This window comes from Sphingobium lactosutens, from assembly GCF_013393185.1.
GTDB lineage: Bacteria > Pseudomonadota > Alphaproteobacteria > Sphingomonadales > Sphingomonadaceae > Sphingobium > Sphingobium lactosutens_A.
The window spans coordinates 12,629-34,088 of record NZ_QJQX01000054.1; the positions used below are offsets into that span (position 1 = coordinate 12,629).

A 21,460-nucleotide genomic window follows, 5' to 3' on the forward strand; every position below is an offset into this window, starting at 1 on the left:
TTTCGAGCCGCCCTTTCCGTTTGCGCTTACTTCTTGCCCGCAAACCACGCCGCGGTCGGCGCCTTCAACCGGCCGCGCGTCTCGATCCGCGTCTTGATCGCGGCGATCGAGCGATCCACCACCTTGCGCGATTCCGGCGTCAGATATTGGGTCGCATAGGCGTCCAGCTTCGTGACCATCGCCGGGTCGGCCGATCCGCCGCCCAGCCGCGCCAAGGCCTGGCTGCGCGCCGACACGTCGATCAGCGCCTCATATTGCGCCTTGTGCGCCAGCACATAGTCCACGGCCTGCATCGGATGGGCCGCGCCCACCTGTCCGATGATCGCCGCGCTGGTGGTCTTGCCCGGTTCGTCGGTCAATGCGAGGTCGAGCGCCTGCGCGCTCAGCTTCTCGTCCTTGGCCTTGCCGAGCAGCGCATAGACGGTGCTCTTCTCCAGGTCGCTCTTCGCGCCCTTGGCCATCGCGCGGAGCTTGTCCCAGGTCGCCTGATCGGCATTTTCCGCGATGATGCCCAGCCACACATTGCGCAGCGGCCCGTCGAGCGCGGCGGGGTTGCTCGCCAGCGCCGCAAAGCGCCGGTTGGCTTCGGCCACCACCGCCTTGTCGCCCATGCCGCCCAGCGTCGCGACCAGGCTCGTGCGCAGCACCGGCACCTGCGGCCCTTCACCGGCCTTCGCGTCATAGCCGATCGCTGCCAGCGCCGGGGTCAGCTTCTTACTGGCATAGGCCGCGACCTTCGCGCGCGCGGCGGCGTCGCCCTCCAGCATGTCATAGCTGCTCTTGAGGTAGCCCGGCACTTCGGCCAGCACGGCGGGGCTGCCATTGGCGGGCGCCGCGTCCACCAGATCCAGCGCCAGCCCGATCGGCTGATATCCGCCCAGCGCCAGCTGGAAATTGTCCGCCATCAGGCCGGTCTGGTCGATGCTCGCCAACTGGCCGAAGCCCTTTGCCAGCGCCTTCACATTCTCCGCCGGATAGAGCGAGCGATAATAGCCCGTCTGCCCTGCGTTGACGACATAGGCGCCGCAGCCCGGCAGCGTGACCTGCCCCTTGCCGCCGGTCAGGATCAGGCGCTGCGCCTCCCCGCCCAGCGTCTGCGCCTTTACCGGCACGTTCCAGCTTTGCGGCGTCTTGTCCTTCGCATCGCGGCTGAATTCACCTTGGCTCAGCGTCAGCAGCGTGTTGCCGCCCTGGCATTGCGCGCGCTCCACCTTGACCAGTGGGATGCCCGGCAACGATGTGAAGTCATGCGCGATGCTGACCAGTCCCTTGGCGCCCGCGCCCTCGACCGCCTTCCACAGGTCGTCGGTCACGGTGTTCCCATAGGCGTGGGCCTTCATATAGGACTGGATGCCCGCTTTCCACGCATCCTCGCCGGCATAGCCTTCCAGCATGGTGATGACGGCTTCGCCCTTCTGGTAGGTGATGGCGTCGAACGCCTGGTTCACCTCATCCACCGTATGGATTTTCTGCACCACCGGGTGGGTGGTCTTGAGCGCATCGAGGCTCATCGCCCGCTCGCGACCGTCGACCCGCGACAACAGCGTCTCCCATTCCGGGTTCAGCTTGTCCGTGACCTTGGTCGCCATCCAGCTGGCGAAACCCTCGTTCAGCCAGAGGTCGTCCCACCAGGCCATGGTGACGAGGTCGCCGAACCACTGGTGCGCCATTTCATGCGCGGCGACTTCGTAGATGGTGCGCTTGGTTTCTTCCGACGTGAACCGCGGATCGACCAGCAGGGTGCGTTCGAAGGTGAAGATCGCGCCCCAATTCTCCATCGCGCTGAAGAACTGGCTCTGGCCCGGCCCGGCGATATTGTCGAGCTTGGGCAGGGGGAAGGGGACGCCGAAATACTCATTATAATAGGGCAGGATCGCCGCCGATGCGTCGAGCGCCAGCTGCGCCTTGCCGGTATTGCCCTTGCCGGTGATGACGCCGACTTCGACATTGCCCGCCATCTTGGTCGCGCGGTCCAGTTCGCCAAGGCCGAAGAAGAGCAGGTAGGACGACATTTTGGGGCTGGTGCCGAACGTCACCAGCTTCTTGCCGCCGCCCAAATCCTTGCTCGCCTTGACCGGCATGTTGCCGACCGCCAACTGGTCCGCCGGGACGATGGCGGAGAGGTCGAAGGTCGCCTTGTAGCTCGGCTCGTCGAAGCTCGGCACGAAGCGGCGAGCATCGGGCGCTTCGAACTGGGTGAAGAGCGCGCGCTTCGCGGCCCCCGCATTGTCGGTATAGTCGAGCGCGAACAGGCCGTTTGCCTGTTGATTGATGACGCCGGCATAGGTGATGGCGAGCGTGTAGCTTCCCGGCTGGACCGGCTTGCCGAAATCGAACGTTACTGTCTGCGCATCGGCATCGATCTTGGCGGTGCCGGTGATCGCCTTGCCCTTCGCGGGCGTCAGCGTGACGGTCGAAACGGTCAGGTCCGCCGCATTCAGCACCAGCGTCGGCATGGCGGTCGCGACGGCGACGTCGATCGATACCTTACCCGTGAATTTCAGGTTCGCCGCGTCGGGCGTCACCTCGATCGCATAATGGCTGGGGGCAGCGCCGCGCGGCAGCTGGGTCGTTATCCCGGCGGCGGGACCGGCAGGCGGGGCCGGCTGGGCCAGTACGGGCGTCGCCAACGCGACTGGCGCGGCCGCGATCAGCAGCGGCAGGATTTTCTTGAAGGACATAGGATTTCAGACTCCGACACGTCTCGAAGCGCGCGATGTGACACTATCACGCGCCGTCATGCAACGCGGGATCGGTCCTTTCGTTGCGGGGGTCAAGTGAACTCTCCGCAAGAGAATGTCGTTGGTCGAACCCTGTTGTGCGTTCGTCAAACAGGAGCGCGAATATCGGAGCCGTGCACCTCATTGTCACCCCGGCCCTGAGCCGGGGTTCCGCTTCATTCCGTGGCAAATTCGAAGAATAGCGGGATGCCGGGTCAGGCCCGGCATGATGAAGTTTCTTTTGGTTAGCCCGATCAGCCCCGCCCGCGATAGCCCGGCACGTCCTGCGCCGGCAACCACAGTCCCACCGGCGGTTCGTCGGATTGCCAGAAGACGTCGATCGGGATGCCGCCGCGCGGATACCAGTAGCCGCCGATGCGCAGCCAGACCGGCTTCATTTCGTCGAACAGCCGCTGGCCGATGCCCACGGTGCAATCCTCATGAAAGGCGGCGTGATTGCGGAAGGAGCCGAGGAACAGCTTGAGCGACTTGGATTCGACGATCGTCTCCGCGGGCGCATAGTCGATCACCAGATGGGCGAAGTCGGGCTGCCCCGTCACCGGGCAGAGCGAAGTGAATTCCGGCGCGGTGAAGCGCACCAGATAGGGCTTGCCGGGACGCGGATTGGGGACATAATCCAGCACGGCCTCTTCCGGCCGGGCGGGGAGCGCACTGGTCTGGCCCAGATGTAGCGGAGTCGAAGGTAGGTCAGTCATGCCGTGCCGTCTACGCGATCGCACGCCTGATGTCATCGGCCCGCATTGTTCACTTGCGGTTCAGCCATTCTTGTGCCTTGGCAGGGCCATGGGGTCCGTCATTCGTCCGTTGCTCTTCGCCGCGCCGCTGTTGCTGGCATTGCCCGTCCACGCCCAGCAGACGGAGCAGCCCGCGCCTAGCTTCCAGCTGCCGCCGACCACGAACACGCCCGCGCCCGATCCCAACCGGCAGGGACCGGAACTGAACGTCTATCGCGATCAGCCGCGTACCCAACCGCCGGTGGTGGCGCCAACGGTCGTGCCGCCTCCCGTCCCCGTGCAGTCGGCCCCGACGGTGCAGCCGACCCCGGCGCGTCCGACGCCCGCTCGTCCCGCGCCGGCGCGGCCCGTACCCGATCAACCGCGCGCGGCCCAGCCGACCGAGCGCCCGACGCCCGCACCGGCCGAGCCGGCTCCGGCCGAACCGACCCAAAGCGCAGAACCCGCGAACGAGACGGCGCCTGTCGCCGCGCCGCCGCTTCCTGCGCCCGCAACCAATGCCGTGGAAACGCCCGAACCAGCCGCCGCCGCACCGGTCGCGACTGAAGAAGGCAGCAACCTGCCCTGGATCATCGGCGGCACGCTCGCGCTTGTCGCGCTGGCGGCGTTCCTGCTGCTTCGTCGCCGTCGTCCGGTTGAAGAGGAAGAACTGTTCGTCGAACCGGCGACGCCGCCCGCAGCGGTTCCGCCGCCTGCACCCGTTCCGGAACCGACTCCCACCCCCGCGCCGGTCGAGGCCGCTCCGCCGCCCGCCCCCGAACCTGTCCCCACGCCCGAACCAGTCGCCGCCGAACCGGCCACCGAACGCCCCTGGCTCGACATGGACATGGCGGTCAGCCAGGCGCGCTATTCGCTGATGGGCATGACCATCGCCTATAGCCTTATCCTCCACAATCGCGGCGACCGGCCGGCGCAGGACATATTGGTCCGCGGCATCGTCGGCAATGCGGGTGCGCAGCAGCAGGCGCTGCTCCAGGGCTTCTTCGCCGGCCAGGACGGGATGCCGCTCCACAGCGCGGTGACGATCGCGCCCGGCGAGACGATCCAGCTCGGCGGCGAACTGCGCCTTGCACCCGACCAGATCGTCCCGGTCGAAATGGGCCAGCGCAGCCTGCTCATCCCGCTCGCCGCCTTCGACATGGGCTATCGCTGGGAATCGGGGGAGGGCGAGCCGACCGGCCATGGCCGCACTGCCCGTGCCTTCATCGTCGGGCAGGAGCAGGAGCCGCCCGCCGATCGGCTCGCGCCGCTGCGCCTCGATCAGGGGCCGCGCCAATATCGCCGTCCCGCCGCACGCGCCGCCGCCGAACTGGCGCCGGTCTGACGCCTCTTCCCAGCTCCGAAAGCCGCGCCTAGAAGAAAGCCAATAGGTTAAGGCAAAGGACGCTAGGACGCCGCATGACCATATTCGTTTCCACCGATTGGCTCGCTGCCGAACTGGGCAAGTCCGACCTCGTCATCCTCGACGCCAGCCTGTTCCTGCCCGGCACCCCGCGCGACCCGCGCGCCGAATATGAGGCGGGCCATATCCCAGGCGCCGCCTATATGGACCTGCCCACCCTCGCCGATCCCGACGATCCGACGCCGGGCCAGTTGCCGCCCGACGCGATGATGACGCAGCGCATGCAGGCGCTGGGCGTCAATGCCGACAGCCGCATCATCGTCTATGACAACAGCCCCACCCACAGCGCCGCGCGCGGCTGGTTCATGATGCGCGTCTACGGCCTGGGCGCATCTGCCGCGATCCTCGACGGCGGCCTGCCCAAATGGGTCGCCGAAGGGCGTCCGGTCGAAAGCGGCCTGCCCGCCATCGCACCCGGCGACGCCGTCGCCCGGCTCGACCGGACGCAGGTCCGCACCAAGGCGGATATTCTCGCCAATCTCGACAGCGGCGCGGCGCAACTGCTCGATGCGCGCGGCGCGGGCCGCTTCACCGGAGCCGAAGCCGAACCGCGACCCGGCATGGCGTCGGGCCATATTCCGGGCAGCCGCAACATCCCCTCGTCGGCCTTCTTTGCCGCGGACAACGGCATGAAACAGGGCGATGAACTGCGCCGCCTGTTCGCCGAAGCCGACACCGATCTGGACAATCCCGTCATCACCACCTGCGGCAGCGGCGTGACCGCGGCGATCATCCTCGCGGCGCTCGAATCGCTCGGCAAGACCGACGTCAGCCTTTATGATGGCAGCTGGTCCGAATGGGGCTTCGACCCCGCTACGCCCAAGGCGACCGGCCCCGCCGCATGACCGACGACGCTTTTGACAAGGATGGGCGCAAGCCCCTGACGAAGCTGGCCCAGGCCGGCCGCAAGCCGGAATGGACCGGCATGCCCGGTCAACCCGGCGGCATCGTCAGCCCGCCGGTGTGGCGCGCCTCGACCATTCTCTATGACGATGTCGCCCATCTGCGGCAGGCGGCGGGGCGCAGCACCCATGAACGCCTCTTCTACGGGCGAAAGGGCACGCCGACCGCCTGGAGCCTCGCCGATGCGCTCACCGAAATGGAGCCGGGGGCGGAGGGGACGATGCTCTTCCCGTCGGGCGTCGCCGCGATCGCCTGCACGCTGATGGCGGTGCTGAAGCCCGGCGACCGGCTGCTGATGGTCGACAGCGCCTATGACCCGACCCGCAATTTCTGTGAGCAGATGCTCAATAATTACGGTATCGAAACGATCTATTATGATCCGTTGATTGTCGACTTCGCTGTCTATCTCGAAGATGGCCCGATCCGCGCCATCTTCCTCGAAAGCCCCGGCAGCCTGACCTTCGAGGTGCAGGATATCCCCGCCATCACCGCCTGGGCGAAGGCGAACGGGGTCGTCACCCTGCTCGACAATACCTGGGCGACGCCGCTCTATTTCCCGGCCCTGTCCCATGGCATCGACATCTCCATCCTCGCCTGCACCAAATATATCGTCGGCCACAGCGACGTGATGATGGGCAGCGTCACTGCGACCGCCGACTGGTTCGCGAAGATTCGCCAGACCGCCTATCTGTTCGGCCAGATGACCAGCCCCGACGATGCCTGGCTCGCCTCGCGCGGGCTGCGCACGCTGGGTGTCCGCCTGAAACAGCATCAGGACAGCGCGCTCGCCATCGCCCATTGGCTGAAGGACCAGCCCGATGTCGCCCGCGTCCTCCACCCGGCGCTGCCCGACTGCCCCGGCCACGATCAATGGCGGCGCGATTTCAGCGGCTCCACCGGCCTGTTCAGCTTCATCCTGAAGGGGGGCGATGAACAGGCGCGGGCCGCGCTGATCGACGGCCTCGCCCATTTCGGCATAGGCTATAGCTGGGGCGGCTTCGAAAGCCTCGCTTTGCCGGTCGACCCGGCCCGCTATCGCAGCGCCACCCGGTGGCAAGCCGAAGGCCCGGCGATCCGCCTGCATATCGGCCTTGAAGACCCGGCCGACCTGATCGCCGATCTCGACGCCGGTCTCGCCCGTTTCCGCGTCCTTCGCGATACTATCTGCGACGGGGCCTGAGGATATGACGCCGGGCCTTACCGACCTTATCGGCCGCCTGCCCGGCGACCCGGATCTGGTCGAGCCGGCCGTCGCGCTGGCGCTGGCGATCCTCTTCTATTCCGCCGCATGGGGCATCGCTCAATTGCTCGCGCCGCGCATCCGGCGCAGCCTGCCGCCGCTGGGCGATGCGCTGGCGGGCCATGTCCGCGCCATCACCCGCCACGGCATCGCCGGGATGCTGCTGGCGCTGGGCCTCGCTTTCTTTCCCACCGGATCGCTCGGCCATCTCGCCATGGGCATCGTGCTGGGCGGGGCGGTGGCGCTGCTCGCCACTCATATATTGCGCGGCCTCGCCATTCCGCGCTGGGCGGTGGTGCCGCTCGCGCTCATTCTCTTCATCCTGATCGTCTCGGGCAGCGGCGGCGGCATTGCGCCGGTGGGCGAGATGCTCGACCGGGTCGGGGTCAATCTCGGCAAGCGGCGCATCACCCTGCTCGGCCTGCTGTCGATCGCAGCCACCTGCGTCGCCCTCTTCGCCGCGGTTCGCCTCGCCAACCGCGTTATCAGCCGCTGGATTCAGAAAGCCGCCGGCTTCGACCCGACGCAGAAACTGCTCGCGCAGAAACTCGCCGCCATCGCCGTGGTGGTCGCCGCCTTCTTCATCGGCGTCGACCTGCTCTCGATCGACCTCACCGCCTTCGCCGTCTTCTCCGGTGCGCTCGGCCTTGCCATCGGCTTTGGTCTGCAAAAGACCTTCGGCAACCTGATCGCCGGCATCATCCTGCTGATGGACCGCTCGATCAAGCCGGGCGACGTGATCGTCGTGGGCGACAGCTTCGGCTGGGTGAATAAGATCGGCGTGCGCGCCGTCAGCGTCATCACCCGCGACGGCAAGGAACATCTGATTCCGAACGAGAATCTGATGACGCAGGAAGTGGAGAACTGGTCCTATTCCGACCGCAACGTCCGCGTCCGCATTCCCATCGGCATCGCCTTCGATTCCGATCTCAGGCTCGCCCAGCAACTCATGCTTCAGGCCGCGCAAGAAAGCCCGCGCGTGCTGCGCAATCCCAAGCCCAATGTCTGGCTGACCGGCTTTGGCGAAAGCCGCGTCGAACATGATATTCTCGTGTGGATCAGCGACCCGGAAGGGGGCGTGGGCAATGTGAAGTCGGACGTGCTGTTCCGTGTCTGGCAGCTTTTCCGCGACAATGGCATCGCCATTCCCTACCCGCAGCGCGTCATCCATCGCGTCCCGGACACAGACCGGCAATAATCATATTTCCCACCGAAATCGGCCAATTATTCGCCTTGTCATAAAGAGCGGCCGATCATTCCTGTCCGATTTTGTTGCAGGCCAGCAACATTAAGGCAGCAAAAAATACCATCCAGCAATAAATTCTTGTGCGCCGCAGCGCGGACGGGCATTTCCATTCTCGTTGAGGCAGCCCGCCCGTCCCGACCGGGAAGCACAGAGGCAGGCGTCTGGACGCAGGCGGGACGATCGCAGAACCACCATCAAGGGGAATCCCATGCGTAAGTCCATCATCGGCCTCTCGGCTGCTCCCATTGTCCTTGGCGCTTTGATGGGGCTGTCAGCGCCTGCCATGGCGCAGGACGAGCCGACCCCCGAAGTCACCGTCACCGGCAATGCGGCTGTCGTCAGCGACTATCGCTTCCGCGGCATCTCGCAGACGAACAAGAAATTCGCGCTCCAGGGCGGCCTCACCGTCTCCCATGCGTCGGGCTTCTACGCATCGGTCTGGGGCAGCTCGATCGACGATTATGTCGCGGCTGGCAGCGACCAGGAACTGGATCTGATCGGCGGCTATTCGACCACGATCGGCGCAGCCACGATCGACGTCGGCGTCCTCTATTATTACTATCCGGGCAATGCGGGCGCGAACACCGACTTCGTCGAACCCTATGCCTCGGTAAAGGGCACGTTCGGCCCCGCCACCGCCAAGCTGACCGTCAACTATGCGCCCAAGGCGAAGGCGCTGACCGTCGGCAACGGCAAGGAAGATAATCTCTACGTCGCGGGCGACCTGTCGGCCTCGATCCCCAACACCCCGCTCGGCGTGTCGGCGCATCTCGGCCACAGCTTCGGTCCCAGCTATCTGACGATCGGCGACGAATATACCGACTGGAATATCGGTGCGACCTATACCTGGAACCACCTGACCTTCGGCGTTTCCTATGTGGACACCGATAAGTCGCTCTTCTCGCCGGCAGGCCACAATATCAGCAAGGCCGGCGTCGTAGGCTCGATCACCGCCTCCTTCTGATCCCTTCGCATTTCGGAAGGCAGGCAGGGCCGCGATCTTCGGAAGGAGATCGCGGCCTTTTCGTATCTAGTGGATTGATTTTGACATTTGCATCCCCGGCGGTTGGGATGGGTCTGCGAATGTCAAAATCGTAAAATCCACTAAAATCAAATATTTCTAGTGGTCCGAACAGATTCTGACATTCGTGCGCGACAGAGCCTCAAGCGGTATCGAATGTCAGAATCGGACCACTAGTGGCTATTACGGGTCGCACCCGCGCGCGAGCGTCCCTATAAAGGCGACATGTCGCCCATTGCCCTTCTGCTGGTCTTCGTCGTCACCGTCGCCGCGATGGAGGGCTTTGCCTATGTCATGCACCGCTGGGTGATGCACGGCCCCGGCTGGTTCCTCCATGCCAGCCACCACCGGCCGAGGACCGGCTGGTTCGAGGCGAATGATCTTTATTTCGTGATCTTCGCCATGCCCTCCATCCTGCTGCTGCTGGGCGGTGTGCAATGGGGCTGGGGCAACTGGGCAACGGCGATGGGTGCGGGCATTGCGGCCTATGGCGCCATCTATCTCGGCTTTCACGACATCATCGTGCACCAGCGGGTCAGGCACCGTTATGTCGCCCGCTCGCGCTACATGAAGCGCATCGTTCAGGCCCATCGCCTGCATCATGCGGTGGAGACGAAGGAGGGCACGGTCAGTTTCGGTTTTCTGGTCGCGCCGCATCCGACAGCGCTCAAGCGCGACCTTGCCCGCCGCAACCGGGCGGGTGTCCGCGCACCCGCTGGAACAGCAAGTGATTCCCGCTGATCAATCGCTGCTCCAAGGGCCTTTGACTTTCCGCGTTTCGTGCATCGTCAGCTGTTCCAGCAAAGTTCGAAACACTCTCACTTTGGCAGATCCAGCCCCGCGACATTGAACTGGAAGGCAGTCTTTTCGTCCTTCGTCCCGGTGATCAGGTCGACCTTCACCGTCTTGGATTTCGCGATTACCTCATAGGCCTTTTGCGATGGCGGAATCTCGATCCCGTCGTCGGTCGTCGTTATCCGGCCCTTCCAAAGCTCCGTCTTGCCGCCATCGCCGGTCGCACTCACCGAACAGTCGGACAGGTCGCAGCGGAAGGGCGCACCGACCAGCTTCACCCGCACGATCTTCTCGCCATTGTCCATCGGCTGGATCAGCAGGACGGAAAAGGTGTCGGGCGCGGTCATGGTCTGTACCGCATTGGCGCTGCCGATATAGGCCAGCTTCGCCTTCGCGCCTTCGCCGCCCTCATATTTCCAGACCTGGCCGATCTGCTCGCGCTGGGTCGGCCCCTTGTCCTTCTCGCCGGACGAACAGGCGGCGAGCAGGCCGATCGCAGCAAGGGTGATGATGTGGCGCATAGAATGTCTCCTTGTCGAAGGGAGACAACGCATTTGCCTTGATCCAGGTTGCAGCCTCAGCCGGCGTAGCGGCCGGCGGTCTCGCGGATCAGGGCGATCATGTTGGGAATGCCCTGCGTCCGGTTGGAGCTGAGCTGGTTCTTGAGGTCGAACGGCGCCAGCGCTCCTTCGATGTCGGTCGCGCCGATCTCGGCCGGGGCGCGGTCCTGCACCGTCAGCAGCACCAGCGCGATGATGCCCTTGGTGATGGCGGCATTGCTGTCAGCCAGAAAGTGCAGCCGTCCATCCTCCAGTACCGTGGGATAGACCCACACCGCCGCCGAACAGCCGCGCACCAACGTCGCATCGGTCTTCAAGGCATCAGGCATCGACTCCAGCCCGCGACCCAGATCGATCAGCAGGCGATAGCGATCGTCCGCGTCGAGGAACTCATATTCTTCCTGAAGGTCTGCAAGTGGCGGCATGTCGGTCATGCCGCCCATATAAGGGGATATGCGCGGCGGGGAACCCCAAAGCTACCCGATCATCCGCCGCAATATATCATCCTTCAGAATGAAATGATGGCGCAGCGCAGCGCCCACATGCAGCAGGATCAGCGCCACCCACAGCCAGGGCAGCAATTCATGCGCCCCGCGCGAGAGGCCGACGATCGCGTCGCCCTTGGTGACGGCGAATTTGGGCACGTCGAACAGGAAGAACCAGTTCAATGGCCGCGGCCCGGCCGACGACATGATCCATCCCGACAGCGGCAGGACCAGCATCAGCGCGTAGAAGGCGAAATGGGTGAGGTGCGCCGCGCCCTTTTCCCAGCCCGGCATGGTGGCGGGCAGGGCAGGGGCGCGATGGGTCAGCCGCCAGACGATCCGCAGCAGGGTCAGCGCCAGCACGGTCAGGCCGATCGACTTGTGCACCGGCATGACCGCCCAGTCCTTGGGCAGGGCGTCATGGGCGAAGCCTAAGAACAGGTTCGCAAGGGTCAGGACGGCGATCGCCCAGTGCAGGGCGCGGGCGACGGACGTATAACGGGCCATGGATTCTCCTGTTCGGATGCTTCCCGACAAGCCATGGCCATCCTACCCGATGACCATGGCTTCTGTGTCAACGGACCGCAGCCGCGTGCGATCCCTTATCCCTGACGATTGGCGACCAGATTATCCACCACCGACGGGTCGGCCAGCGTGCTGGTGTCGCCCAGCGCCTGCGCCGACACCTCGCCCTCGGCGATCTTGCGCAGGATGCGGCGCATGATCTTGCCCGACCGGGTCTTGGGCAGGCCCGGCGCGAACTGGATGGCGTCGGGCGTGGCGATCGGGCCGATTTCGGTTCGCACCCACTGCACCAGTGTCTTGCGCAGCGCGTCGTTCGCTTCCTCGCCGCTGTTCAGGGTCACATAGGCATAGATGCCCTGTCCCTTGATATCATGAGGGAAGCCGACCACTGCCGCTTCGGCGACGCTTTCATGCAGCACCAGCGCGCTTTCGACCTCGGCCGTGCCCATGCGGTGGCCCGACACGTTGATGACGTCATCCACACGGCCGGTGATCCAGTAATAGCCGTCCGCATCGCGCCGTGCGCCGTCGCCGGTGGTATATTTGCCGGGGAAGGTGGTGAAATAGGTCTGGAAGAAGCGCTCATGATCGCCCCAGACGGTGCGCATCTGCCCCGGCCAGCTTTGCGCGATCACCAGATTGCCCTCGGTCGCGCCCTCCAGAACATGACCTTCGCCATCGACGATCTGCGGCACCACGCCGGGCATGGGGAAGGTGGCGGAGCCCGGCTTCAGGTCGGTGGCGCCCGGCGTCGGCGCGATCATCGCCGCGCCCGTCTCGGTCTGCCACCAGGTGTCGATGATCGGGCAGCGATCTTCGCCCACGACATGATGATACCAGCGCCAGGCTTCGGGGTTGATCGGCTCGCCCACCGTGCCCAGCAGGCGCAGCGACTTGCGGCTGGTGCGGGTGACGAAGTCGTCGCCCTCCTTCATCAGCGCGCGCAGCGCCGTAGGGGCGGTGAAGATGGTCTGCACCTGATGCCGGTCGACCACTTCCCAGATGCGCGAGGGCGTCGGATAGTTGGGAACGCCCTCATATATCAGCGTCGTCGCGCCGTTCGCCAGCGGACCATAGACGATATAGCTGTGTCCCGTGACCCAGCCGATATCGGCCGCGCACCAGTAGATGTCGCCGGGCCGATAGTCGAAGCAGAGTTCGTGCGTCAGGGCAGCCCAGAGCAGATAGCCGCCGGTCGTATGCAGCACGCCCTTGGGCTTGCCGGTGGAACCGGAGGTGTAGAGGATGAACAGCGGATCTTCCGCGTTCATCGGCTCGGGTGCGCAATCCGCATCGACCTTCGCCGCTTCCTCATGCAGCCACAGGTCGCGGCCGTCCTTCATCGTCACCGCGCCGCCGGTCGCCTTGACGACGATGACCTTCTTCACGCTGGTGCAATGGGTGAGCGCGGCGTCGACATTGACCTTGAGCGGCACGGCCTTACCGCCGCGCCGGCCTTCATCGGCGGTGATGACGATATTCGAATCGCAATCCTGGATGCGGCCCGCCAGCGCGTCGGGGGAAAAGCCGCCGAACACGACGCTGTGCACCGCGCCGATCCGCGCGCAGGCGAGCAGGGCGAAGGCCGCTTCGGGGATCATCGGCAGGTAGATGGTGATGCGGTCGCCCTTCTTCGCGCCGACGCCTTTCAGCACATTGGCGAGGCGGCATACCTCCGCATGGACTTGGGCATAGGTATAACGGCGCGGCTCGGCGTCCGGCGAATCGGGTTCCCAGATGATCGCGGTCTGATCGGCCCGTTCAGCCAGATGGCGGTCGATGCAGTTGGCGCTGACATTCAGCACGCCGTCGCTGAACCACTTCACCCCGAAATCCGCCTCGGCGAAGCTGCTTTCATTGGTGCGGGTCGGCGGCGTCACCCAGTCCAGACGCTGCGCCCGCTCCAGCCAATAACCATGGGCGTCGTCGATCGAGCGGGCATAGTCGGCTTCCCGGGCGGCACGGTCCATCAGCGAGCCAGTGGCCCAGCTGTCCGGCACCGGGAAGAAATCGTCAGACATCAGGCATCCTTTCCGTAGCGAAACTGTTTTCGCAGCTTCTTCAATTCTCAACTTAGCGCGATCGGGCGCGAGGTCCATGCCGTTTGACGTCGTTCTTTTGGAGAATATCGCCGAAGCCCGTGCGTCTCATTTCCGCAATTTGCCGCTTTCCCCTTTGCGTGCTCGCGCCTAACAGGAATCCTCTATGTGGCTCCTTTATCAATTCCCGCTTTGTCCCTTTTCCCGCAAGGTTCGGCTGCTGCTGGGCGAGAAGGGGATCGGCTATGATCTGGTGCGCGAATCCCCCTGGGCGATGCGCGACGAATTTCTCGACCTGAACCCGGCCGGCACGACGCCGGTGATGGTGGACGAGGAACGCGGCATCACCCTGATCGACAGCCAGGCGATGTGCGAATATTTCGAGGAGACCGTGGAGAAGTTCCCGCTCATCTCCGGCACGGCGGCGGGCCGGGCGGAGGTGCGGCGGCTGACTGCCTTCTTCGACCAGAATTTCTATGGCGATGTGGTCGGCCCCCTGCTGCACGAGCGGATGAAGAAGCGGCTGGTCGAGCGCACATCACCCGACGCGCGCGTCCTGCGCGAGGCGATGAAGCGCGCCAACGTCCATATGGACTATATGGATTATCTGCTCGACCATCGCAGCTGGATGGCGGGGGGCACGCTCAGCCTGGCCGATATTGCCGCGGCGGCGCATCTGTCGGTGGCGGACTATCTGGGCGGTATCGACTGGGCCGGGCATGAGCCGGTCAGGCGCTGGTATGCGGGCTTCAAGTCGCGCCCGTCCTTCCGGCCGCTGCTGTCGGAACGGATGGAGGTCATCACCCCTCCGCCCCATTATGAAAAGCCGGATTTTTAAGAGCATCGCGCGCAAAAGTGGGCACCGGTTTTGCGCTTGAAACGATGCGACAACAAAGACTTGGAGCGCGCGACCCGCGTCAGATTTAACGTAGCGCGCTCTGAGAAACTTTTCCTGAAAATGCCCTGAAAGCATTTTCGGCTCGGTACCGGCCCTGTTCGGCGCAGCCGAACAACAAATAAAGCCCTCAATCCGTCTCCGCCGCGAGATAGACGCGGTTGCGGCCATGCTCCTTGGCCAGATAGAGCGCCCGGTCCGCGGCCTTGAGCGCCCCGCGCGGGTCTTCATAGGCCAGGACATTGGCGACGCCGGCGGAAAAGCTCACCCGCTCCATGCGCTCGCCATTGGTGCGGTTGACGAGGGTCCGGTTGGCCAGATCCTCGCGCACGCCGTCCACCGCCTCGCAGGTTTCCGCCGCGGTCTTGCCGCGGAACAGCATCACGAACTCCTCGCCGCCATGGCGCGCGACATGGCAGCGGTCGTCCGATGCCTTCGCCAGCAGCCCGGCGACGAATTTCAGCACCCGGTCGCCGGTGTCATGGCCATGGGTGTCATTGATGATCTTGAAATGGTCGATATCGCAGAAGGCGACCGAAAGCGCCTCCTGCTGCTCCTGCGCCAGCGCCAGTTCGTCGCGCAGCACGGCTTCGAAGGCGCGGCGGTTGGGCAGGCCGGTCAGATGGTCATGCTCGGCCGCGCGGCGCGCACTTTCCAGGCTCGATTTCAGCGCCTGGGTCTGTTTCTGATTGTCGCGCAGCTGGCTCTCCACCTGTCGCGTCTTTTCCACCATCGACCGGGTCAGCCCGACCAGGCGGGACAGGATGGACTCGCTGTCGCCGCCGGCCGCCAGATCCTTGGCCTGCTCCTGAAGCGCGGCGCCATAATCCTTGGCCGAATTGCGCGATTCATGCATCAGGCCCGTGAACTGGTCCAGATTCTCCTCGACCTTGTCGAGCATCGAGGACAGCGATTCGGGCGTGATCTCGTCGGCGCGCTGTTCGGCGGCGATCGATTCGATCCAGCCGTTGGTGATGGTGCCGCGCTCCATCATCACCGCGCGGATCGCCTTCTCCACGCCGATATTGGCGCCGGTCAGATAGTCGAGCGCGACGCTGAAATTGATCGGCGTCAGGTCCAGATCATGGGCAAAGAGGAAATCGCCGATATCGGCATAAAGCTGGCGCCGTCGGTTGATCTCCCGATTGGAGGCCCCACCGGCGCGCACGCGCTGCTCCGTTTCGGGCTCCTCCTCCTCCGTCTCGGCCTTGCCTGAAAGCCCCCTTGCCCAGCGCGCCAGGCGGTCGGTCAGTCCATGCTGCGGACTTGCGGATGAAGAGATTGCCCCGGTCATGTCCGCTATAACGACGGCAACGAAACAAGGTTAAGGCTGCGCCCATGAAGAATTATGGGCGCCGTGCCGATCATATGTCGGCCGCCACCAACCAGTCGCGGAAGATGCGCACGGCACGCGTCTGGAGCGCGCGGGGCCGGCACACGAAGAAATACCGGTATGGGCTGTCGACATGGATCGGGAAGAGGCGCACCAGCCGAGGGTCGTTGGCCTGTTCGAAATGGCTGGCATGCATCACCGCCACGCCCAGTCCCTGCGCCGCCGCCTCCAGCATCAGCTGGCCCGAATCATAATTGTCGATCGCCAGCGGCTGGAGATCCGGCAGGCCTGCTGCCTCCTTCCACGTTTCGAAGGACAGGGCCATGTCGCGATGAAGCAGGATGGTATGCTGCGTCAGTTCTTCAGGCGAATTGAGCGCATGCGGTCCGTCCAGCAACTGGCGTCGGCCGATCAGATAGACTTCCTCATGATCCAGCTCATGCGCATAGAGCGCCGAATCGATATCCTTGGCCATCAGCACGATCGCCGCGTCCAGGCCTTCGCCCAGCCGCGCGACGGCATGGGGCGTGGTTTCGATGTCGATATGGAGCTGGGGATGCTGCTGCCGCAGCCGGCCCAGATGGGGGAAGAGGCGCTGGGTCGCGAACAGCGGCATCACCGCCAGCCGCAGCCGCAGCTGGTTGCCCCCGCTCTGGATATTTTCCAGCGCCTGGCTCAGCGAATCGAGCGCCGGGGCGATATCGTCCAGCAGCCTCTGGCCGTCGGCATTGATCTCCAGCGCCTGGTGCTTGCGGTCGAACAGAGGCCGGCCGATGAAGCGTTCCAGCGCCTGCACGCGGCGGCTGAGCGCGGGCGTCGACAGGGCGAGTTCTTCGGCGGCGGCCTTGACCGAGCCAAGGCGGGCAACCTGAACAAAAGCCTCAAGGGCCGTAAGGGGCGGCAATCTGCGCATAATATGTTTTAAGTCCGAAGCCGATCCGCTGCGCCGCGTCAATTCTATTTATCGAACGGCGCGCGTTCCGGTTCCAAGCATCCTATCCGTAATGAGCAGGAAAAAGCCGGGATTGGCAAGATGCATTTTTTGCAACTCGTCGAATTATTTCGCACTTGCAAAAAATCACGCCGCAGCGCACATAAAAGGGGCCTTTCAGGCATCCTCTCCTAAAAACTTTCAGGGCTGGCTTACGAGCTGGCCCTTTTTTTGTCCCGCCTCATCGTGACGGTGGCTCTTTCCGAACGCGATCGCGTTTCCTATCTCGTTACGCGAACGACAAGGACGGGGATGGCTCGTGGGCGATCAAGAAAAAACAGGGCGTAGGATTCAGGTCGCCAATGCGCGGCCGGAGGACGCAGGGCGCGGACTGGCGCGCTTGCCGCTGGCCGTGATGGCGGAACTGCAGCTCAGCGAAGGCGATGTCATCGAAATCATGGGCAAGCGGCCGACGCCCGCGCGCGTGGTGCGGCCCTACAAGGAAGATGAGGGTCTGGACGTTCTCCGCCTCGACGGTCTGCAGCGCGCCAATGCCGGTGTGGGGTCGGGCGACTTCGTCCAGATCGCTAAGGTGGAAACGCGGGCGGCCCAGCGCGTCGTGTTCGCACCTGCACAAAATAATCTGCGGTTGCAGGGCAATCCCGACGCCTTGAAGCGTGTTTTCTTTCAACGCCCGCTTACATCGGGCGACGTTGTGGCAACGGCCGGGCAACAACAGGTACCCCCCGGCGACATGCCGCCGCAGCTGCGCCAGATGCTCGCCGCGCCCGCCTATGCGCTCCAGGAAATCCGCCTGATCGTCGTGTCGACCGTGCCCAAGGGCATCGTCCACATCGATGCCGAGACGGAAGTGGAGCTGCGCGCCGAATATGAGGAACCGCGCGAGGCGCGCCGTGCCGACGTAACCTATGACGATGTCGGCGGCATGGCCGATACGATCGACCAGCTGCGCGAGATGGTCGAACTGCCGCTGCGCTATCCCGAACTGTTCGAGCGGCTGGGCGTCGATCCGCCCAAGGGCGTGCTGCTCCATGGCCCGCCGGGCACCGGCAAGACCCGGCTCGCCCGCGCCGTCGCCAATGAATCGGAAGCCGAATTCTTCCTGATCAACGGCCCGGAAATCATGGGATCGGCCTATGGCGAGTCGGAAAAGAAGCTGCGCGAGATTTTCGAGGAAGCCGCCAAGGCCGCGCCCTCGATCCTGTTCATCGACGAGATCGATTCTATCGCGCCCAAGCGCGGCCAGGTGACTGGGGAGACGGAGAAGCGTCTCGTCGCCCAGTTGCTGACGCTGATGGACGGGCTGGAGCCGCGCACCAACCTCGTCGTCATCGCCGCGACCAACCGGCCAGAGGCGATCGACGAGGCGCTGCGCCGTCCCGGCCGCTTCGACCGCGAAATCGTCGTCGGCGTGCCCGACGATCGCGGTCGGCGCGAGATTCTCGGCATCCACACGCGCGGCATGCCGCTCGGCGACCGGGTCGACCTCAGCGAATTGTCGCGGATGACCTATGGCTTCGTCGGCGCCGACCTCGCCGCCCTCACGCGCGAGGCGGCGATCGAGGCGGTGCGCCGCTTCATGCCGCGCCTCAACCTGGAGGAAGGGACGATTCCGCCCGACGTGCTGGAGGAACTCTCCGTCACGCGGGAGGACTTCATGGCCGCGATAAAGCGTGTCCAGCCGTCCGCCATGCGCGAGGTGATGGTGCAGGCGCCCAATATCGGCTGGTCCGATATCGGTGGTCTCGACGATGCGCAGATGCGCCTCAAGGAAGGGGTGGAGCTGCCGCTCAAGGATCCCGAGGCGTTCCGTCGTATCGGCATCCGCCCGGCCAAGGGCTTCCTGCTCTACGGCCCGCCCGGCACCGGCAAGACCCTGTTGGCGAAGGCGGTCGCGCGGGAGGCGCAGGCCAACTTCATCGCCACCAAGTCGAGCGACCTCCTGTCCAAATGGTATGGCGAGAGCGAGCAGCAGATCGCCCGTCTCTTCGCCCGCGCGCGGCAGGTGGCGCCGACGGTCATCTTCATCGACGAACTGGACAGCCTCGTCCCCGCGCGTGGCGGCGGCCTGGGCGAACCGGCGGTGACGGAGCGGGTGGTCAACACCATCCTCGCCGAGATGGACGGGCTGGAAGAACTGCAATCGGTGGTGGTGATCGGCGCGACCAACCGGCCGACGCTGGTCGATCCGGCGCTGCTCCGCCCCGGACGCTTCGATGAGCTGATCTATGTGCCCGTCCCCGACCAGGCCGGGCGCAGGCGCATCCTGACGATCCATACGAAGAAGATGCCGCTGGCCGACGATGTCGATCTGGACGTGCTGGCGGAGCGGACCGAGCGCTTCACCGGCGCGGACCTCGAAGATCTGTCGCGTCGTGCCGGCCTGATCGCGTTGCGCCAGTCGCTCCGCGTCGAGGCCGTCACCATGGCCCATTTCGAGGCGGCGCTGGAGGAAACCCGCGCGTCCGTCACCCCCGAGATGGAGCGCGAATATGAGCAGATCCAGGCGACGCTGAAACAGAGCGCGATGCAGGTCGATCCGATCGGCTTCGTGACGCCGGGGATGTTGCGCTCGCGCGAGCGTTAGGCCTCGGCCGGGCGGCGGAATGAACCCATCCGCCGCCCGCGCGTTCCCGACTCATGGCGCGCAAAGCCGCTTGCCAGCGGGCATCAATTTTGCGACGCCGAATCGGACAGTCACACAGGCGGAAATTGATGGCCTCCACTCCCTTCAAAGATAAGACAAAAACACTTTCGACGCGCGCCACGGGCGCTTCCTTCCTCAGCCAGTGGGGCATGTTTTTCCGCCAGTTCGTGAAGCATCCGGGCATGATCGGCTCGATCATTCCCTCGTCGCAGACATTGGTGGATGCGATGCTGGATCAGGTCGACTGGCACCGCACGCGTCTGTTCGTCGAATATGGGCCAGGGGTCGGCACCTTCACGCGCCCGATCCTCGAACGGCTGCATCCCGATGCGACCCTGCTCGCAATCGACCTCAATCTCGATTTCGTCGCCTGGCTCGAAGCGCAGATCGACGATCCGCGGCTGCGCATCGTCCATGGCTCGGCCGCCGACGTGCGCCGCTTCGTGCGGGAGGCGGGCCATCGCCAGGCCGACTATGTCCTGTCCGGCATTCCCTTCTCGACCTTGCCCGACGGCGTGGGGGCAGCGATCTGTGCCGAAACCCGCGCGGCGTTGCGGCCGGGCGGCGAATTCCTGATCTACCAATATTCGCGCTATGTCCGCCGCCTGCTCGATCCCGTCTTCGGCGATGTCAGCGACCGACTCGAATGGCGCAACATCCCGCCCTGTCGCATGGTGCGCGCGGTGAAGGAGGATATTCTCGCCCAGGCGGCCTGATTTATTGATCCAGATCAGAATTTGGGTCTTTTCAACCCCTTGATCCCGCTCATCGATTGACTCCGCCTTGCGGGTGCGCGAGCGATGGTGCGGGGCAGGGGGGAATCGGTGATGGCATCATCGGTCATGAAGACGGATGCGTGGGCGGATATGTTCTTGTCCGCGGCGCTGGAGCCGCATCTCTGGGGCGATGCGATCCAGGCGATGGCGCGCGCCACCGGCTCTCGCCATGGACAGATGATCGGCTTTGGGCCGCGCGCTGTCTCGTTCAATTGGATCAGCGACATTGAAGAGAGCCTCGTCGTCAAACGGACGGCTTGCATCGATCAGGGCGCGCCAGACCTCAATTTTCGGATCGCTGCCGATATGCTGCCCGGACGGCCCGATATCGTGCATGAAGCCCATTATGACATCGCCCGTCAGAATCTGCGCGCCGACGACTATCTGGACCTCTGCTCCGACCTCGACATTTTCGACGGCTGTCATAGCTGGCTGGCCTGCGACAGGATGTCGATGATCGGCCTTGCCCTGTTGCGCAATAGCAAGGATGGCCGCACCGATGAGGAAGAGCGCGACCTCTTCGCCGCCATCGCCGGCCAAGCCCGCATGGCGGTGCGCCTGCAAAAGGCGATCGAGGAACAGGGATTCGCCCTGCTCTCCGGCACATTCGAATCAATGGACCGCGCCTGCTGGCTGCTTGACGGCACCGGCCGGATCGGCGGCATGACCCCGCGCGCCGAGGCGCTGCTGTCCTCCAGCCGTATCCGCATCATCGATGGCTGGCTAGCCAGCGACCGCATGGCGGAAAGCCGCGCCATCCTGCGATCGGTGCGCAATGTGATCGAACGGCCCGACCAGCCCGCCGATCCGGTTCCGCTGGCGGACGAAGGCGGCGGGGTTGCCATCATGATGGAATTTCACCCCCTGCCAGCGCGCCCCTGGTCGTTGCCCTTTGCTCCGCGCGCGATCGCGATCGCGCGGGTCGGCGCGCCCACCGACCGGCATGTGCAACTGCTGATGCGCAGCTTCCGCCTGACGCCGGCGGAGGCGGATATCGCCATCCGGCTGGCGTCCGGCCAGGCAAGGGCCGAAATCGCGGTGGCACGAGGCGTCTCCGTCGAAACGCTCAAGGTCCAGTTGCGCAGCGTCTATGAAAAGACCGGCTGCAACCGGGAGTCGCAGCTTGTCCGGCTGGTCGGCCTGCTCAGCCACTGACCATGGCCTTA

18 protein-coding genes are annotated in these 21,460 nt (G+C 64.7%); 10 read left to right on the forward strand and 8 right to left on the reverse strand.

Features of this window, described 5'->3' with window-relative positions:
* Positions 1–26 precede the first annotated feature (26 nt).
* Positions 27–2,681, reverse strand: coding sequence for a M1 family metallopeptidase (locus DM806_RS13940; RefSeq protein ID WP_179043804.1), 2,655 nt, complete (start codon positions 2,679–2,681; stop codon positions 27–29).
* Positions 2,682–2,974: 293 nt separating this feature from the next.
* Positions 2,975–3,436, reverse strand: a complete 462-nt coding sequence (queF, locus tag DM806_RS13945) for a preQ(1) synthase (RefSeq protein ID WP_179043805.1) — start codon at positions 3,434–3,436, stop codon at positions 2,975–2,977.
* 88 nt (positions 3,437–3,524) lie between these two features.
* On the opposite strand from queF, the gene DM806_RS13950 reads away from it, so the two are divergent.
* The 6 genes from DM806_RS13950 to DM806_RS13975 all read left to right on the forward strand — a co-directional run bounded on the left by DM806_RS13950 (position 3,525) and on the right by DM806_RS13975 (position 10,028).
* Entirely contained in the window at positions 3,525–4,799 is a 1,275-nt protein-coding gene (locus tag DM806_RS13950) for a hypothetical protein (protein WP_179043806.1), read from the forward strand.
* Positions 4,800–4,873: 74 nt separating this feature from the next.
* Positions 4,874–5,722 carry a sulfurtransferase gene (locus DM806_RS13955; RefSeq protein WP_179043807.1) on the forward strand — a complete coding sequence of 283 codons (849 nt, stop codon included), beginning with the start codon at positions 4,874–4,876 and terminating at the stop codon, positions 5,720–5,722.
* Positions 5,719–6,960 (forward strand): cystathionine beta-lyase, encoded by a 1,242-nt coding sequence (gene metC, locus DM806_RS13960; protein ID WP_256869315.1) that lies wholly within the window; start codon positions 5,719–5,721, stop codon positions 6,958–6,960. Before DM806_RS13955 ends, metC begins: the two co-directional genes overlap by 4 nt.
* A 4-nt stretch (positions 6,961–6,964) precedes the next feature.
* Positions 6,965–8,218 carry a mechanosensitive ion channel family protein gene (locus tag DM806_RS13965; protein WP_179043809.1) on the forward strand — a complete coding sequence of 418 codons (1,254 nt, stop codon included), beginning with the start codon at positions 6,965–6,967 and terminating at the stop codon, positions 8,216–8,218.
* Between the two features lie 256 nt (positions 8,219–8,474).
* Entirely contained in the window at positions 8,475–9,230 is a 756-nt protein-coding gene (locus DM806_RS13970) for a TorF family putative porin (RefSeq protein ID WP_179043810.1), read from the forward strand.
* A gap of 282 nt (positions 9,231–9,512) precedes the next feature.
* The gene (locus tag DM806_RS13975) at positions 9,513–10,028 is read left to right on the forward strand and encodes a sterol desaturase family protein (protein ID WP_179043811.1); all 516 of its coding nucleotides are present in this window, start codon (positions 9,513–9,515) and stop codon (positions 10,026–10,028) included.
* Between the two features lie 77 nt (positions 10,029–10,105).
* On the opposite strand, the gene DM806_RS13980 is transcribed toward DM806_RS13975, so the two are convergent.
* From DM806_RS13980 to acs, 4 genes are all read right to left on the reverse strand, one after another.
* The gene (locus tag DM806_RS13980; protein ID WP_179043812.1) at positions 10,106–10,603 is read right to left on the reverse strand and encodes a hypothetical protein; all 498 of its coding nucleotides are present in this window, start codon (positions 10,601–10,603) and stop codon (positions 10,106–10,108) included.
* Positions 10,604–10,659: 56 nt separating this feature from the next.
* Positions 10,660–11,076 carry a SufE family protein gene (locus DM806_RS13985; RefSeq protein ID WP_256869316.1) on the reverse strand — a complete coding sequence of 139 codons (417 nt, stop codon included), beginning with the start codon at positions 11,074–11,076 and terminating at the stop codon, positions 10,660–10,662.
* Positions 11,077–11,118: 42 nt separating this feature from the next.
* A complete protein-coding gene (locus tag DM806_RS13990; RefSeq protein WP_179043814.1) occupies positions 11,119–11,634 on the reverse strand; it encodes a cytochrome b in 516 nt (171 codons plus the stop codon).
* Positions 11,635–11,729: 95 nt separating this feature from the next.
* Complete coding sequence (gene acs / locus DM806_RS13995; protein ID WP_179043815.1) at positions 11,730–13,673, reverse strand: acetate--CoA ligase; 1,944 nt, start codon at positions 13,671–13,673, stop codon at positions 11,730–11,732.
* 184 nt (positions 13,674–13,857) lie between these two features.
* Between acs and DM806_RS14000 the strand changes: the two genes are divergently transcribed.
* Positions 13,858–14,529, forward strand: coding sequence for a glutathione S-transferase family protein (locus tag DM806_RS14000; RefSeq protein WP_179043816.1), 672 nt, complete (start codon positions 13,858–13,860; stop codon positions 14,527–14,529).
* 187 nt (positions 14,530–14,716) lie between these two features.
* Here DM806_RS14000 and DM806_RS14005 read toward each other — a convergent pair whose 3' ends face one another.
* Both DM806_RS14005 and DM806_RS14010 read right to left on the reverse strand, forming a co-directional pair.
* On the reverse strand, positions 14,717–15,880 hold the full coding sequence (locus DM806_RS14005) for a GGDEF domain-containing protein (protein ID WP_179043817.1): 1,164 nt from the start codon (positions 15,878–15,880) through the stop codon (positions 14,717–14,719).
* Between the two features lie 70 nt (positions 15,881–15,950).
* Positions 15,951–16,832, reverse strand: coding sequence for a LysR substrate-binding domain-containing protein (locus DM806_RS14010; RefSeq protein ID WP_179043818.1), 882 nt, complete (start codon positions 16,830–16,832; stop codon positions 15,951–15,953).
* Positions 16,833–17,169: 337 nt separating this feature from the next.
* Between DM806_RS14010 and DM806_RS14015 the strand changes: the two genes are divergently transcribed.
* The 3 genes from DM806_RS14015 (at position 17,170) to DM806_RS14025 (ending at position 21,449) form a co-directional block, all read left to right on the forward strand.
* Entirely contained in the window at positions 17,170–19,458 is a 2,289-nt protein-coding gene (locus DM806_RS14015) for a CDC48 family AAA ATPase (protein WP_179043819.1), read from the forward strand.
* Between the two features lie 128 nt (positions 19,459–19,586).
* Positions 19,587–20,234: a class I SAM-dependent methyltransferase gene (locus DM806_RS14020; protein ID WP_179043820.1), complete on the forward strand. Its 648-nt coding sequence runs from the start codon at positions 19,587–19,589 to the stop codon at positions 20,232–20,234.
* A 111-nt stretch (positions 20,235–20,345) separates the two neighbouring features.
* Positions 20,346–21,449, forward strand: coding sequence for a helix-turn-helix transcriptional regulator (locus DM806_RS14025; RefSeq protein WP_179043821.1), 1,104 nt, complete (start codon positions 20,346–20,348; stop codon positions 21,447–21,449).
* Positions 21,450–21,460 lie beyond the last annotated feature (11 nt).